At 36.6% G+C, this 17523-nt stretch carries 3 protein-coding genes; 1 reads left to right on the forward strand and 2 read right to left on the reverse strand.

All coding sequences use genetic code 11. The features are described 5' to 3' along the window. The first annotated feature begins 744 nt into the window (after window positions 1–744). Window positions 745–1905, forward strand: coding sequence for a Ger(x)C family spore germination protein (locus tag KI369_RS00110; protein ID WP_061531599.1), 1161 nt, complete (start codon window positions 745–747; stop codon window positions 1903–1905). A gap of 327 nt (window positions 1906–2232) precedes the next feature. Here KI369_RS00110 and KI369_RS00115 read toward each other — a convergent pair whose 3' ends face one another. Then, on the reverse strand, window positions 2233–17265 hold the full coding sequence (locus KI369_RS00115) for a DUF11 domain-containing protein (RefSeq protein WP_212954672.1): 15033 nt from the start codon (window positions 17263–17265) through the stop codon (window positions 2233–2235). Between the two features lie 9 nt (window positions 17266–17274). After that, window positions 17275–17523, reverse strand: a 249-nt coding sequence (locus KI369_RS00120) for a hypothetical protein (protein WP_238484898.1), incomplete at its 5' end; no start/stop codon positions are given.

A 17523-nucleotide genomic window follows, 5' to 3' on the forward strand; every position in this document is an offset into this window, starting at 1 on the left:
ATCCGCATTTTCCTGACGCTACCCCTATATTAGGTTGCGCATGCATTGCTAAAATAGGATTAAGCCGGGTAAGATATAATTATTTTTCTAAATAGTCTACTTTATAATTATTTAATCCGTATATTTTGTTTTTAGGGATAATGATTTTGTTTAGTGTTATACATATTTCTTTTCTACTGTATAAACCTTGTCTCCTCCATGAATAATAAACAAGGGATCTAATTTAGCTGCTCTTTGTAATAAAAGTTCGAATTCACCACCCATCTTAAAACAGCTACCTTCAGGTCCGTTGCATCTGCTGTCTTCAAAAAACACAAAATTAAATTTATTCTTACAGTGTAATTTTTTCATTCATTCTTTCAGTAAATATTCTGAACGTCCATGTAGTGTCATAAACATCTTTTCCTTTCATAAAAATCAATAATCTATCTTTTTAATTACATGAAGATTAATTGTTAAGTTAATCAAAAAAATAAAGGTTCTATAATGAATCTTGAGAAGCAAAAATAATTGAAATCATTTGAGTATAGAGATGAAAAACTTAGATGTTGGGAACTTGTTTTTTGTGGCATCTTCAACCAGTGATGTATAGGTGCATCTTCTATGCCTCGAGATATCGCTATCCAAACTTTCTTTTCACACAGTGGGCTTATTTGGATTTTAAGTGATTTGATATGAGATTTATTGTGTTAGCGCCTTTACTAATTTTTATTGTATATAAGATAAAATGAAGGAATGGTGGAAATGAAATGTCTTTTTAAAGTTATAACAATTGCGCTTATAGCTGGGGCTATCAGCGGTTGCTCTGAGTTAGCGGAGATAGAAGAAAGAGGCTTTGTAGTAGGTGCCGCTTACGATATTGTTAAGGAAAAGAAATCTAATCCAATTATGAAAGGGACGTATCAAATGGTACTTCCCAGTAAGTTAACGCAAGAAGGTGGAAAAGGCGCAGGGAATAATTATATTGATGTGAGTGCAAAAGGAGATAGTGTGTTTGAACAAATACGAATAATCGCTAAAAAGATTAGTCGTACTTTATTTTTTCCACATATACAAGTAATCATTTTTTCTGAAGAATTACTATCGAATCCAAATGTTTTACAAAATACGTTAGATGTATACATTCGAGATCATGAAATGAGAAGAAATATTCGTCTATTTGTTTCTGAGAAAAATGCAGAAGCAATCTTGAAACAAAATGCAAAATCAGAAAATTTACCGGCACAGTATATTGATATGCTAGCTGAACACCCTCCTAAAAATGCTCAGATGGTTGAGGCAGCAAGAATTGGTGACGTGCAGGAAAAGATAATTTCAAACCGAAGTTTTGTACTACCTGTCTTAAAACCTACAAAACAGGGGATAGAAATGGATGGGGCTGCGTTGTTTCGTGGGAAGGATAACAAGTGTGTTGGAATGTTAAACGGCGAACAGACAGTGGGAATAAACTTTATAATCGGTGAAAAATTAGGAGGTTATTTTACCATACGTAAAAAGGACCAGCTTATTACATATGAAATTCATAAGCTACACCGAAAAATACAGGTATTTACTGAAAATACTACAAAACCGAAGTTTGATATTCATCTATTTCTCGAAGGTGCTTTAGCGGAGTTGCATTTTAGTGATCATAAAAAATTCATGAATGAAAAACGCTTAACGAAGGATATTTCAAAAGAGGTGGAACAAAGGATTCAAAAATCAATAAAGCTTGTTCAAAAAAAATATAAGGTAGATGTATTAGCGTTAGGAGAAGTATATAAGCGGCATAATTATAAAAAATGGAAGAAAATACGTAAGAATTGGGATCAAGGCGAAAATTATTTTAGTGATGCCCAAATTAATGTTCATGTTCATTCAATAATTGAACATTCAGGTTCAGCTTTACCCAAGAAAGTAAAATGAGTTAATTTGATTGGTTACCGAATTAGATATTAGCTGCCAAATATCAATACTAGCTATACCCCGTATTATATATTTTATTTTCATAACTTCGATTGCTTCATATACATTACCTGTATTTCTTACATAAATTATATAAGTGAACAAGCTTTTACACTTTTCTTTCAATTTCACCTTTTACTTTTCTTAATATTTTCTTTTCAACTAAAAAATTGACTGAATAATTTTTTATCAGAGGTTTGAAATAGATTAAGTAACTAGAGGTACCATGTCAAAAAAGCTTGTAATTTGGATAACATCCAAATTACAAGCTTTTTATTTTTTATTTAATTACTGCCACCAAATCCAAGCCCAAAGGTAATTTCTTATATTTCGAGGAGTAATGCGAATGAAGCGTTCACCGTCAAAGAAGCAATTTAAATTTGGAAGTGTTTCATCTGGATTTTCTGGAACAAAGGTGACGATGTTCTCGTTACTTGTAACGGTTACTGTAATTGGTGGATCGGTAGGCGAGACTTGAAGTTGTAACGAAATATTGGCCGTATTTTTAAACTCATTATTAACAGGTGGACTTATTACTTGTACTGTGAATAACACGATAATTGTTTCGTTTGGCTCTAAATTAGTGGCAACTAGGAAACCGATATTCGGATTCGCTAGTGGAGAGCGTTCACCGTTAATAAAGACAGTGCCGTTTATAAATTGTAAACCTGCTGGAATAGTATCTTGTAACGAAATATTTGAGAGTGAAATTTTGGAAGTATTTGTAATGCGTACCGTGTAATCAAAATATTGATTTAAATAAGCTGAGCTGACGGAAGCATTTTTCGTGACTGTTGTAGTTATAAATTGAACTGGTATACGAACAATATTTGAATTAACAATGAAAGTAATAATTGGATCCTGTGGTGTCAATTGAAAAGCAGCGGTAACTGTTGCAGAATTTATAATTGTACTGTTTGAAGGAATAGAAGTTACGAGGACTTGAAATGTTATAGTTGCTACTGTACCTGCAGATAAAGAACCAATATTAATACCAGTGTCTGGACGAACATTTGGAACCGAAGTACCGTTAATAGTTACGCTGTTTTCTATAAATGTTGTACCAGCTGGAATTGTGTCTATAACAGAAGTACTAATTGTCGGAATTGTGGAATCATTAAATACCTCTAATGTGAATGTAATAACATCTCCTATAACGACGATAGATTTGTCTGCTGTTTTCTCAATGTTAATTATTGGCTCGATTAATGTTGTTGTAACGGTATTTGTTTGCTTTGTAATTGTAATAGGTGGTTCATCTGGATCAATGATAACGGTATAGGAAACAGTAGCATCGTTATTAATTGTAGGTTGAAGAGTAGAAGAAGATATTGTCACTTGGAACGTAATAATGACAGAGTCATTATGAGCAAGATTTCCTAACGTAATACCATTTTCCGGATTCTCATTAGGCTGATTGATTCCGTTAATCGTAACACTACCAGCAACAAAAGTCGTATCTATTGGTATGGTGTCTATAACAAGAAGGTCTTCAATCGTTACATTACCGCTATTCATAATCGTAATTGTATACGTTAAAGTTTGAGCAGGTAAGGCATTCGTTACATCAACAGATTTTATGGCAATGACATTATCATTTTGGACAGTAGTTGTGACGGTATTTGTTGTAGTCGTATTTGTAACGGGTACGTTATTTGGGTTGACTATATAGTTAAAAGTAGTAATTGCGTTGTTGTTTAGTTCATTTGGTGTTGGAATAGTAGTCACAGTTACTTGGAATGAAACGATAGCATCTCCATCTACAATTATAGTACCAATTGGTATGCCGCTTACTGGATTCACTCCTGGAAGAGTTTCTCCGTTTACAATGACGCTATTTTCTATAAACGTAGTACCTTGAGGAATAATATCTTGAATGATTACATCATTTACTGCAACATTACCGGTTTGATTTAGTGTAATCGTATACGTTAACGCATCACCAACCGTTGCAAATGCAAGGTCAACAGTTTTATTACTATTCAAAGTCGCATGATTAATTGTTGTTACGGCAGCTGATGAAATAATAGTTTCGGTAATAGGCGGCTGGTTTGGTAACGTGTATTGGTATTCAATTGTACTCGTATTAGAGATTGGATTTGTTTGCGGAATTGAAGTAACCCGTACTTGGAATAGAATAGTTGCTGTCGTATTAGGCGGAATGTTATCAAGTTGTATCCCGCTAAGTGGATTATCATTTGGACGAGCGCTTCCATTCACAATAACACTATTCTCTATAAAGCTCGTATTTGCTGGGATGATATCTGTAACGATAATATTTTCCACTTGTATATTCCCATTGTTTGTGATGGAAATAGTGTAAGGGATAATCGTTTGTAGGTCAGCGTATTGGATAGGCGTTGTTTTTGTTGCAATTATATTAGCAGAAATAACTTCAGTGAAGGTAATATTACTAGTTGATATTTGTTCTTCGCTATTAATTGTATAACGAGAAGTGGATTGATTTTGAATACGACCACTAGCTGGAAGCGCTACGACAGTAACAGAAAATGTGACTGGGATAGAAATGTTAGGAGCAATCGTTCCTAACAATATACCGGTACTTGGATTGGCATTAAGCTGCGGAATGTTATTTACTAAAACGCTACCGTCTATAAAGGTTGTTCCACCAGGAATATTGTCTGTAAATACAAGAGCAGTAGCATCCGTATTCCCTGTATTTGTTAAAGTTGTTGTATAAGTTAAAACATCACCAATTGTTACAGAAGTCAAATCAACAGTTTTAAGTGAAACGATATCAGCATCATTAATTTGAACGAAAGTAGTGTTGGAAGTAGTCGATTTTTGAATTGGTGCAAAGTCAGGGTTGAAAATAAAGTCGTAGACGATGTTTGCAGTATTAGGTGTTGGGTTTGCAGCAGGTAAATTCGTAACCGAAACTTGGAATGTTATTGTAGCTACTTGACCTGATGTGATATTCGGGATGGAAAAGCCGATATTCGGATCTGCTGCAGGAAGTACAGTGTTGTTAACTGTTACACTCCCCGAAATAAATACTGTTCCATCTTCTATAATATCAGTAAAAAAGATGGAGTTAGTTGTAGTGGATCCGTTATTTTGAATGAGTACTGTATATTCAATAGTTTCATCAATATTAGCTAATACTGTATTAGCGGATTTTGTAGCGATAAGAATGGCATCAATAAATTGTATATTTGTAGTATTGGAAGATGTCGTTTCTGAAATTGGTGGTAAGCTTTGGTCTGGCTGATACTCATAGTGGATGACGGCGATATTATTCATGTTATTTTGAGAAGGTATCGAGTCTACATTTACTTGGAATGTAACGATAATTGTATTGTTTGGAAGGATAATATTAAGTGAGATTCCGGTACTTGGATTTTCGTTAGGTCTTGGTATGCCATCTACAAGAATGCTATCTGGAACGAATGTGGTGCCAGCAGCGATTGCGTCAATTAGGAGAGTATTTGTAATAGGTACTGTACCAGCATTTGTAACTGCGATGGTATATGTGATAATTTGACCGATGCGTGTAATGGATCTGTTAGCAGATTTAATTGCACTAACATTTGCTGTACGGACTTCCGTGTTTACTGTATTTGATAATGATCTACGCTGAATAATTGGAGAACTAGGGTCAATTTGGTATTCATATGAAGTGTCTGAGATGTTAATGACTGTATTGTCTTCAGGTATATTTGTAAGTTGTACTTGGAATGAAATAGTGACTGTTTCATCTGGTTGTATCGTGCCGAGAGTTACTCCATTTTCAGGATTCGTACCAGGCTGAATGACATTATTTATTGATAAGCTATCTTCAATGAATATTGTCCCTTCTGGAATGTTGTCAATGAACACCGTATTGTTAGCTGGAACCGTTCCGATATTTTGTAGTGTATTTGTGTAGGTAATAAATTGCCCGATGGAGACGAAAGTTACATCTGCGCTTTTAACGGAAATAATATTCGCATTTTGAAGTGATGTTGTAACAATGTTAGAATTTGCAGAGCGATTCACTGGTGGAGCTGTAGGAATACTTATATATTGGTAAGTTACTGAAGATTGATTTACAATTTCGGTTTCAGTAGGTGGATTATTTGTTTGTACTTGAAATAGTATTGTTTTGGAACTGTTTGGTGGAATCTTTCCAATTGGTATTCCGTTTTCGGGATTTGCATCAGGCTGAAGTACACCGTTAATTGTGACACTGTCGAGAACGAATGTAGTCCCAACTGGAATCGAATCTGTAAAAATAATATTTATTGCGTCAACATTGCCGCTATTTTTCACTTCAGAAATATAAAGTATAGTTCCGCCAATATCTACAGTTATTGGATTGGACGTTTTTGTAATTGTTAATTGTGCTTGCACGAAATTTGTAATGACAATATTACTTGTAGATGTTTCAGTAATAGGCGGTTGCCCTGGATCTGGTTGAATTGTATATGTTGTATTAGATTGATTTGTAATCGATTGTTGCGAGAATGGATCGTTAATAAGAACTTGGAAAGCAATAAGGTGAGTAGCGTTTGCTGCTAGGTTAGGCAAAGTAACACCTACATTTGGATTGGCACCAAGTATAGTTGTTCCGTTAAGTGTAAAACTATTGTCTACGAATGTAGTCCCTTCTGGAAGCGTATCTGAAAATATGAGATTCGTAGCTGGAATATTTCCGGTATTTTCTAGCGTTATCGTATAGGTCAAAATATCACCTGTTGTTGCTTGTTGTGCATTGACTGCTTTTAAAGAAAGAACATTCGCATCCGAAATTTGTGTGAAAGCTGGATTAGACGTAATTGTTCGAGAGATGATAGGAGCAGTTGGATCAGCGATAAAAGTATAGTCAATACGAGCTATATTAGAAATTGGATTCACGCTTGGAATGGATTGAACGATAACTTGGAATGTGACGGTGACGATTTCCGAAGGTGCAATGGAGTTTAATGAGATCCCTACGTTTGGATCAGTACCTGGAGCTGAAACACCATTAATGGTCACACTATCCGGAATAAATGCAGTTCCCTCTGGGACCAAATCTGTTAAAGTAACTGTATTTGCAGTTGTATTCCCGTTATTTTGAACGACTACAGTGTAAGTGATTGTACCGTCAGTAGACTGTACGAGGGAATCTGTATTTTTAATTACAGATAGTGATGCATCAACGACAGCTGTATTAACCGTATTAGATGAAGATGTTGCTGTAACTGGAGGTTGACTTGGATCGACAATATATGTGTAACTTGTAAGTGCTTGATTTATAATTGCTCCTTGTGGCGGAATAGAACTTGCAAGAAATTGGAACGTAATTGTAGCAGAATCACCTGGTGCGATAATGCCAACTGGAATACCGAGAGTTGGACTTGCATCTGGAAGTGAAATTCCGTTAAGCGTAACACTATTGGGAACAAATAATGCCCCTTCAGGAACACCGTTAATGAGTAATACCGAGTTTGCAGGGAAGTTTCCAGTGTTTGTTAATGTTGCTGTATACGTAATTATATCTCCGATAGATACAATTGTTCGATTTGCTTCTAAAACCGTTGTAACAGTAGCATTATTAATTTGTGTAGAAGCACTATTAGAAGTAATTGTGCCTGTAACAGGAGGAGAAGTCGGATCAACAAGAAATTCGTATTGAACGGATGCAACGTTTGTAATTGGGTTTGAAGGCGGAGTAGATGTAACTATGACTTGGAAAGTAACGGTTAAGGAACTGTTCGTACTAACGGTTCCGATATTAACTCCGTTATTTGGATTTGCACCTGGAATGGTACTTCCATTTACGGCAAAACTATTTTCAATAAAGGTCGTTCCAGCTGGAATGAGGTCTGAGAAATTTACATTCGTAGCGTTTGTACTGCCGCTATTTTGTATTAAAACTGTATAAGTGATCGTGTCTCCAATATTCGCAAAGGCTGTACTAGCAGTTTTTACAGCTGAAAGTATTGCTGAATGAATAGAAGTAACGAAGACGTTCGTTTCCACATTGCCAGGCTGAGCCTGTAATGCATTGCCTACGTTATATTGGAAGTTAACAAATGCTAAGTTTTGGAGTTCAGGTGTGAATGTTGATGGATTGCTTACGATTTGAACTTGGAATATGATTGTTACAGTTTGATTTGGAATGATCGTATTTATGCCAATACCGTCAATGATAGAAGCAGATGGTATTGGAGTACTATCAACAATAACTGATCCTGCAACAAATTGTGTCCACGATGGTATCGGGTCTGAGAAAATAACGTTATTGGCAGGAATATTTCCAGTATTCGTAATCGTAGTTGTATACGTAATCGTATCACCAATCGTTGCAAAAGCTTTATCTCCGATTTTAGTAGTAGTTAAAATAGCACTTTCAATTGTTGTGATAACACTATTTGAAGTAATGTTTTTTGAAACAGGAGGATTATCTGGATTAACGATATGCTGAAAGCTAACGCTAGCTTGATTCGTAATTGGATTAATAGCCGGGATTTCATTTGAAGTAATATGAAATTCTACAATGGCAGATTCGTTTGGCGCGATATCACCAATTGGGACACCTGTAATGGTGTTTGCATTTTCGATAATAGTTCCATTAAGTGTAAAACTATTTGGTTCAAAGGAAGTTCCGTCTGGAATAACGTCGGTAAAAATAACATTCGTTGCATTAACATTTCCGCTATTTGTAATTGTAACGGAGTAGATGATATCTTGCCCAATATCTACTGTTGACACATTTGAATTTTTTTGTGCAGTAAGAATAGCACTATTAATTTGTGTTGTCGTTGTATTAGATTGATTGGAAGTTGTAATAGGTGACTGGTCTGGATCAACAATATAACGATAAGTGGTAAGAGCTGAATTAGAAATAGGGTTGTTGATTGGTAGGGTTGTAACGGTAGCTTGGAATGTGATAATTGCTGCAGTACCACCGTTAATTGAACCGATATTTACACCAGTAGATAAATCAGCATTTGGAATGGTTTGCCCATTAACTGTGAAACTGTTTGGAACAAAAGTTAAATTGCTATCAAGCGTATCGATAACGGTAACATCAGTTGCAGTCACATTCCCTGTATTCGGGAGGTTAAGTGTAAATGTTATTGTATTACCAACATCCGCAAAAGTAAGATCTGTTGTTTTTGTACTTATAATATTCGCGTTGTTTATTTGAAGAAGCGTAGTGTTGGAAGTAGCCGCACTTAATACTGGAGGATTAACAGGATCAACAGTAAACTCATATGTTGTTGATGCTGTATTTGGTGCTGGATTAATAGGGGGAATGCTGTTCACTGTAACTTGAAAGACGATACTATATATTTCATTAGGCGGAAGTGTTGCAAGTAATACACCTGTATTTGGATTCGCGTCAGGTTGTAAAACACCATCGACAGTTAATGTGTTAGGAACAAATGTGACTCCATTTGGTAATACATCTGTGAATACAATATTAGTTGCATCTGTATTTCCTATATTCGAAATAGAAGTAGTGTAAAAAGCAGTTTGCCCGATATCTGCAAAGGATACACTTTCATTTTTCGTCATGGATAATAGTGCTTCTTTAATTTGCGTTGAAACAGGATTGCTAATTGAAGTTTCTGCATCAGGCGGTGAGACTAATTGGTACGATGTTGATGAGAAATTTACAATGGGGTTTTCAGTTGGTAATGACGTTACAGTAACTTGGAACGAAATTGTTACTGTAGTCCCAGCTGTTATAGTTCCGATATTTACACCGTTCACTGGATTTGCACCACTTTGAAGAATTCCATTAATAGAAAATGTGTCTGCAATAAATGCTGTTCCGCTCGGTACGGTATCTGTGAATATAACATTTTGCGCAGATGAGTTTCCATTGTTTGTTAAAGCGACAGTATAAGTGAGTGTGTCTCCAATACGACTAAAGGATTTATCGACTTGTTTTAATGAAAGAATGGTAGCTGTATTAATCGTAGTGAACACTGTGTTTGAAGTAACGGTCCTTGAAACAATAGGGGCATTAGGATCAGCGATAAATGTGTAAGAAGCAGTAGCGGAATTGGCAATAGGATTTTGGGCTGGTGTAGAAGTAGCGGTAACTTGAAATGCTATAGATATTGAGCTGTTAGGAGCAATTAATCCAATTGTAATACCTGTATTAGGGTTGAGCCCGATTTGTGTGATGCCATCTATTGTAACGCTATCAGTTATAAACGTCGTACCATCTGGTATGAGGTCAGTGAAAGTAATATTCGTAGCGTTTGTATTACCGCTATTCGTTAAAATTGTCGTATAGGTAATGGTATCACCTAGTGTTACAAGTGTTTGATCTACAGATTTCACCATCGTTATCATAGCATCTAGTACCGGGTTTGTAACGATATTTGTTGAAATAGAAGTTGTAATAGGAGTTCCGTTTGGATCGACAGTATAAGAATATAAAATTGTGTCATTACCCATAATCGAATTTGAAGGGGGAACAGAAATAACATTTACTTGGAAAGTAACAGTTACTGTTTCACCCGGTGCGATATTTGGTATAGTTACTCCCAGTGCTGGTTGTGCACCAGACTGCTGAACGCCATTTATCGTGAATGAATTTGGTATAAAGGTAATGCTAGCTGGAATAGCGCTTGTGAAAGTAATATTCGTAGCGGCTGTATTTCCTGTATTTGTAATAGTAGTTGTATACGTAATCGTATCTCCAACTGAAACGATAGATTTATCAGCACTTTTTTGGGTTGTTAAAATTGCACTATTAATAGTTGTCGAAACAGCATTAGATACATTCATTTGTGATACGGAAGGTTGGCTAGGGTCGACCACATGTGAAAATTGTACAGAACTAGAATTAGAAATTGGATTTATACTTGGAATATTTGTAACAAGTACGTTGAGAGTAATCACAGCCGTTCCGTTTGGATTTATATTTCCAATCTGAATCCCGTTAGCTGGATTTCCGATCTGCTGTGTACCAGAATCGTTTGTAAGAGTGCCAGATATGAATGTCGTTCCGTCAGGTAAAATATCTGTGAAAATTATATTTTGTGAAGTAACATTTCCAGGGTTACTTAATGTAATCGTATAAGAAATTGTATCGCCAATTGTTGCGAAAGTTTTATCTACAGATTTAACAAGTGTAATTTCTCCGGAATTTATTTGTGTCGAAACCGGATTGGATGTCGTACTTCTTGAAACGAGTGGTAAATTAGGTCCTGTCATAAATTGATAATCAATAGAAGCGCCATTTACAACTGGTGAGTTTGGCCCCCCAGGTCCAATTGTGAAAATTGGATTTGGAATGCTAACTACTTGCACGCGGAAGGTAATGTTTGTAAAATCTCCTGCAATAATATCCCCAATTGGTACCCCATTCGCTGGATTTACCCCAGGTAATAAAACCCCGCCTACTCGAACGCTATCCGCTATAAACACTGTATTATTTGGAATCGGATCTGTAAAAATGATATTCGTAGCAGTTGTGTTTCCTATATTCTCCAATAAAACAGTATACGTTAAAAATGAATTTCCAGGTGCTACGTCAGAAAATAGTCGATCCACACTTTTCGTTGCTTGAATAATCGCTTCGTTAATTTGAACTAAAGTTGGATTACTTGTAGCTGTTTCTGTCACCGGCGGCTGGGTAGGATCAACAATGATCGAGTATGTCGTGCTAGACTGGTTCAAAGTTGGATTTGTAACTGGTATTGAGCCAACGATAGCTTGAAAGCTAATTGTTGTCGTTCCTCCAACTGGAATTGAGTCTAAAGAAATCCCGCTATCTGGTCTAAATCCAAGTTGTGGGATGGTATTAATTTGTACGCTATCAGGAACGAATGAAAGTTCAGGTGGTAATATATCGATAAAAACAGGTGTGTTTGCGGTAGTATTTCCGCTATTGGTGAGGGTAGTTGTATACGTAATTGTATCTCCAACAGCAGCAAATGCACTGCTTGCAGTTTTTGTTGCGATAACGGAAGCAGTATTTACTTGTGTAAAAGTTTTATTAGATTGAACTGTTCGTGAAACTGGCGGTTCATTTATACCTACAATAAAGCTATATTGAAGCGATGATTGGTTTGGGATTGGATTCGGATTTGGGAGTGATGTAATGTTTACTTGAAAACTGAGTGTAGCAGATGCATTTGAATTCAAGTTGCCAATATTGATACCATTTTGTGGATTTGCATTAGGAATAGTTGTTCCATTTACCGTAAAACTGTTTGGAATAAATGATGTACCATTTGGAATTACATCTGTAAAAATAACATTGTTTGCGGTAGTATTACCGGAATTAGTAATGATAGCAGTGAAAGTCAGTGTATCTCCAATAGTAGCAAATCTTGAATTGACAGTTTTATTTATAGAAAGAGTTGCATCAATAATTGGCGTAACCGTCGTATTCGTAACTGTACTACCAACAGCGGGTGATTGGTTTGGATTTACGGTATATTCATAATTTACAAGAGCATTATTTGTTAATGTGCCACTAGGTGGTATCGCTAAAATTTGTGCTTGAAAAGTAATGAATACAGTATCTCCTGGGGGAATATCTGCTAAGTGAATACCAAGTGATGGATCTAACCCTGGCTGCGGAATATTATCGATAGTTACAGAGTTTGGCACAAATGAGGCGCCTGCACCGAGTCCATCTGTTAAAACTGTAGCGCTAGCAGGGATATTCCCTGTGTTCGTAACTGCAATCGTATAAGTAACGATATCCCCAATTGCAGCTGTCGGTGTATTCACTGACTTCGTAGCGACGATTGTAGCGTTATTAATTTGAGTTGTTATTACGTTACTTAACGCATTGGCGGACGCTGGAGGTAAGTTAGGATCTATGACATATTGGTACGCTGTATTGCTTTGGTTCGGGATTGGATTTGGACTAGGAATGGAATTTACTATTACTTGAAATGAGATTGTTGCACTTGTATTAGGGTTTATTGGATCAATTGCAATTCCACTTGCTGGGTTTGTATTAGGAAGTGTATTGCCATTTACTGTTACACTATTAGGAATAAATGATGTTCCGTTTGGAATTACATCTGTAAAAATTACATTTGATGCAAGTGTGTTCCCGTTATTCGTTAAAGTAGTTGTATACGTAATAATATCATTTACGTTAGCAAACTGTTTATCTGCAGATTTAGTAGCGGCAATTGAGGCGTTATTAATAGTTGTCTGTACAGTGTTAGAAGCAACCATCTGCATCACAGCAGGTTTGGATGGATCATACGTATATTGGAATGTTGTGCTTGATTGATTTGTAATTGGGTTTACAGCAGGGATAGTTGGTACAAAAACTTGAAATGCAACGGTGCGTGATGAATTCGCTCCTATCGTACCAATTGAAATGCCAGTGGCAGGATTTGCGTTAGCTACAGGGACATTATTAATCGTTACAGTATTAGGAATGAAGAGGGTACCCGCTGGAATGATATCTGTAAACGTTACATTAGCAGCAGAGATATTCCCGTTATTTGTTAAAATAGTTGCATATAGTATGACATCACCAACATCAGCGAAGTTTGTGCTTGTGAGTTTTGTAGCAACGATATTAGCAGTATTAATTTGTGTAGTTACTATATTGCTAGCAGTGTTTCTAACGAGAGCAGGTAAGTTTGGATCAGCGATAAAGCTATATTGAAGTGAAGCGCTGTTTTGAATTGGGTTTGGTGAAGGTAGCCCATTTGCACTTATTTGAAAAACAATCGTTGTAAAACCACCTGAAGGAATGGAGCCGACTTGAAGACCGGTACTAGGGTCTGCACTTTGTTGTAAAGTACCACCTATAAAAATACTATTTGGTACGATAGTGGAGCCATTAGGGATTATATCGGTAACAATAACATTATTTGCTGTAGTATTGCCAAGATTAGCTAAAGAAATTGTATATGTGATTGGTTGCCCGACATCGGCGATAGTTAAATCTACTTCTTTGACAATCACTACATTTGCTAAATTAATTTGTGTACTTACAGTGTTACTTACAGATGTTTCTATAGTTGGTGGATCGCCCGGATTTAGAATAAAGCTATACTGTGTACTAGATGAATTTAATGTTGGATTTTGTGTTGGTAAAGAGGTGACGGTTACTTGATAAGAGACAGTAAGTGAGCCATTAGCAGCAATGGAAGGTAGTGGAACACCTATATTTGGATCTGCGTTATTTTGAAGTACACCATTAATAAGAAAAGTATTTGGAATAAAGGTAGTACCGTCTGGATTCGTATCTACGAAAGTAGGGCTATCAGCAGAAACACTTCCTGCATTCGTCAAAGTAACAGTATAAGTTAATATATCCCCTACGGTAGCGAACGCTCGATCCACTGTTTTGGCTGAAATGACATTTGCATCGTTTACTTGAGTAAATGTAGTGGTTGAAGTAGTGTTCTTACTTACAGGTGAAGTGTTTGGATCAACGATAAAGTTATAGGAGATGGAAGCGCTATTTGAAATAGGGTTTGGATTTGGAATGCTAGTGATTACTACTTGGAATGAAGCTGTAATTGTAGTATTAGCATTGATGCTACCAATATTGATGCTAGCTGGTGTAACGCCTGGCTGAGTAACACTGTTAACTATAACGCTGTTTGGGACAAAAGCGGTTCCATTCGCAATTGAATCAGATAGTAATACATTGTTCGCTGCAACATTTCCATCGTTAGTAAGAGCAAAGGTGTAAGTTAATACATCACCAACTTCCGCAAACGTTTTATCTACAGATTTATTAGCATGGAGATTTGCTAGTCTAATTGTTGATGTAACAGAATTAGAATTTGCTGTTTTTGAAGTCGGTGGCAAACTTGGATTTACAGTATATAGATAAGAAGCGAAGGCGTTATTAATGATAGGATTTTGGGTCGTAATATTGATGACTGTTACTTGAAAGGATAAGGTGAAAGTAGCTCCTCCTGGTATTGTACCAATAGGTACGAAAACGAGTGAATCTACATTTTGTAAAACACCGTTGAGTGTTACCGAACCTGGTGTTAATATCGTTCCATTTGGAAGTGAATCTGTTAGCTGTACGTTAGTTGCAGCTGTATTTCCACTGTTTGTAATAAGGATTGTATAACTTATCGTTTCGCCAATTGTGGCAAATTGTTTGTTAGTTGATTTTGTTAATGTTACATTCGCATTATTAATTTGAGTGGAAACGAGATTAGAAGAAATGTTTTTTGTAACTGGTGATTGGCTAGGGTTGACGGTATATTGATAAGAAGCGCTTGATCCATTAAATACGACGTTTGACGCGGGTATTGTATTTACTACTACTTGAAATGAAACATTTTTTGTTGTACCAGTTGGGATGGATCCAATGTTCACACCGTTAGCGGGATTTGCGCCCACTTGTGTCGTGCCATCAATTGTTACACTGTTTACAACAAAAGTTGTTCCAGTAGGAATGACATCTGTAAAAATAACATTGTTTGCATTCGTATTACCTGTACCTGTAAAGGAAACGGTGTACGTTAGTATATCACCAATATCTGCAAAATTTTTATCTACTGCTTTCGTCATTGTTACAGTAGCATTATTCACTTGAGTGGAGACAATATTCGTCGTATCAGTCCCGCTTACTGCCGGTTGATTTGGCACAGGAATGTATTGATAAGTTGTTGTACCACTATTTAATATGGGATTTGTTTGCGGGATAGAAGGAACGAATACTTGAAATGAAACCGTAGTCGTAGAATTAGCAGCAATAGATCCAATTGATATACCAGTAGCGGGATTTGCGCCAGCTTGGGTAACTCCGTTCACAGTTACGCTCCCTGGAATGAAAGTAGTCCCGCTAGGAATCGGGTCCGTATATATAACATTTGTTGCAGCGATATTTCCTATATTAGCTAAGGCAATACTGTAAGTTAGCGTTTCACCAATATCGGTAAAAAGTTTATTAACTGATTTTGTGCCATTAATATCTGCGAGGTTAACTTGTGTTCCAGCAGAGTTGCTTGTTGCAAGACCGTTAAAGGTCGTTCCACCGGCGATTGGTGTATATTGAAATGTAATATTAGCAGTGTTAGAAATCGGATTTGGATTTGGCAGAGAAACGACAGTCGCTTGGAAAGTTACTGTACGAGAAGCACCATTATTGATTGTTCCAAGAGATATACCAGCGGCAGGATTTGCATTTGTTTGTGGTATGTTATCTACCATTACAGTGCCAGGTATAAAGGAAGTCCCATTAGGGAGAATGTCTGTCAAAATAACGTTATTGGCGGGAAGAAGTCCGGTATTAGGGATAGTAACTGTATAAGTGAGAATGTCTCCAATTGTAGCTACACTTTTATTCACGCTTTTCGTTGCTTGTATATTAGGTGAGTTTATATTAATTTGTAAACCGACTGTATTTAACATGTATGCATCTCCGTTAGTTGTTAAACGGATTGCGGCAGATACTTGAGAATTTGTTAAATAGGGAGAAATATCAATGGAAGTAATGTCCCAGCCTTGTCTTCCTGCAGAGATGTTTGTACCTGAAGAAGCACTTTGATTTCGCGTTCCAAATGTCCCTGTTGTATCTAAGTTTCCTGCAGCATTATTAATTTGGGAACCGAAGAAATTATTTATGGCATTATTTGGTCCGGATAAAGCGTTTAATGAACTGAAATTTGGTCCGAATAGAGCCTGATCCCCAATTAAATCAGCATCCCCTTCGGTAGAACTCAAAAATAATCGTCCGCTTACAGGTCCTCCGGAAGGTGTTAAAAATCCTGAAACAGCTACATCTGCACTACCGGTATCAGCAGAAACACGGTTACCCGCTACATAAATGGTTAAGTTTCTTGCTGGCAATGTCCCATTTTGATAAGCGACAATGAGCGTCCATCCAGAAGAATTGATAGCCCCATTAGAAGCATCTAAAGGATCAACAAGTCCAGGGACAGAGCCAGTTGTATAAGAGCCAGATCCAGCAGCTTGAACGAGAGATGTTACATCTGCAGAACGTGTATAGAATCCAAATGTGACAGATCCAGAAACGAAAGTTTGATTTGAAGCTGTAACAGCCGAAGGGGTAATTGGGTATGTTGAAACAGGTGTAGTAAAAGAAACAGGGTTTCCTAAAACACTCGTAATGTTTTGATCACGAGATAAATAGTTTCCACCCCAAACGAGTTCTGCGTAAAGAATCGTACTACCAGCAGGGATATTTAATACAGCGGTAGAACTATTTTGTGTATAGTTTAACGTTGTACCAGCAGGAAAAGTAGGTACTTGTAAAGCGGTATTCGTAGTTACGAATGCACCAATTGCCCCGATTGTACCAGCACGGTTTTGGTTACTAATTTTACTTAAACCTAGTGTGTTCCCTGTAATCGCAAGTGCCCCGTTAGTAGTGGTAGAAAATCGATTCGTAATGGGCATTTTTTCACCTCATTTGCATATAGTTTTGGTCAAAATACGATATGCATATAAACAATCAAAAGGAACATGTATAATTGAACTATAAATTCCTTCCTTAATCATTGGAAGGAATTTAATAGTAACAAGGGCTATTTTTAAATCAGTTAATATTAACATTAAAGGAAACTCCAGGGACACAAACATTGATTTATAAAACTGCATTTGTTCCTCTATTTTGTTTATTTTGACTTTTGGATAGCACCACATGCCCATCAACTT

It is taken from the genome of Bacillus sanguinis (assembly GCF_018332475.1).
Lineage (GTDB): Bacteria > Bacillota > Bacilli > Bacillales > Bacillaceae_G > Bacillus_A > Bacillus_A sanguinis.

Coding starts and splice junctions, on each gene's coding strand:
- KI369_RS00110 (WP_061531599.1), top strand. CDS start 745: ATGAAATGTCTTTTTAAAGTTATAACAATTGCGCTTATAGCTGGGGCT.
- KI369_RS00115 (WP_212954672.1), bottom strand. CDS start 17,265: ATGCCCATTACGAATCGATTTTCTACCACTACTAACGGGGCACTTGCG.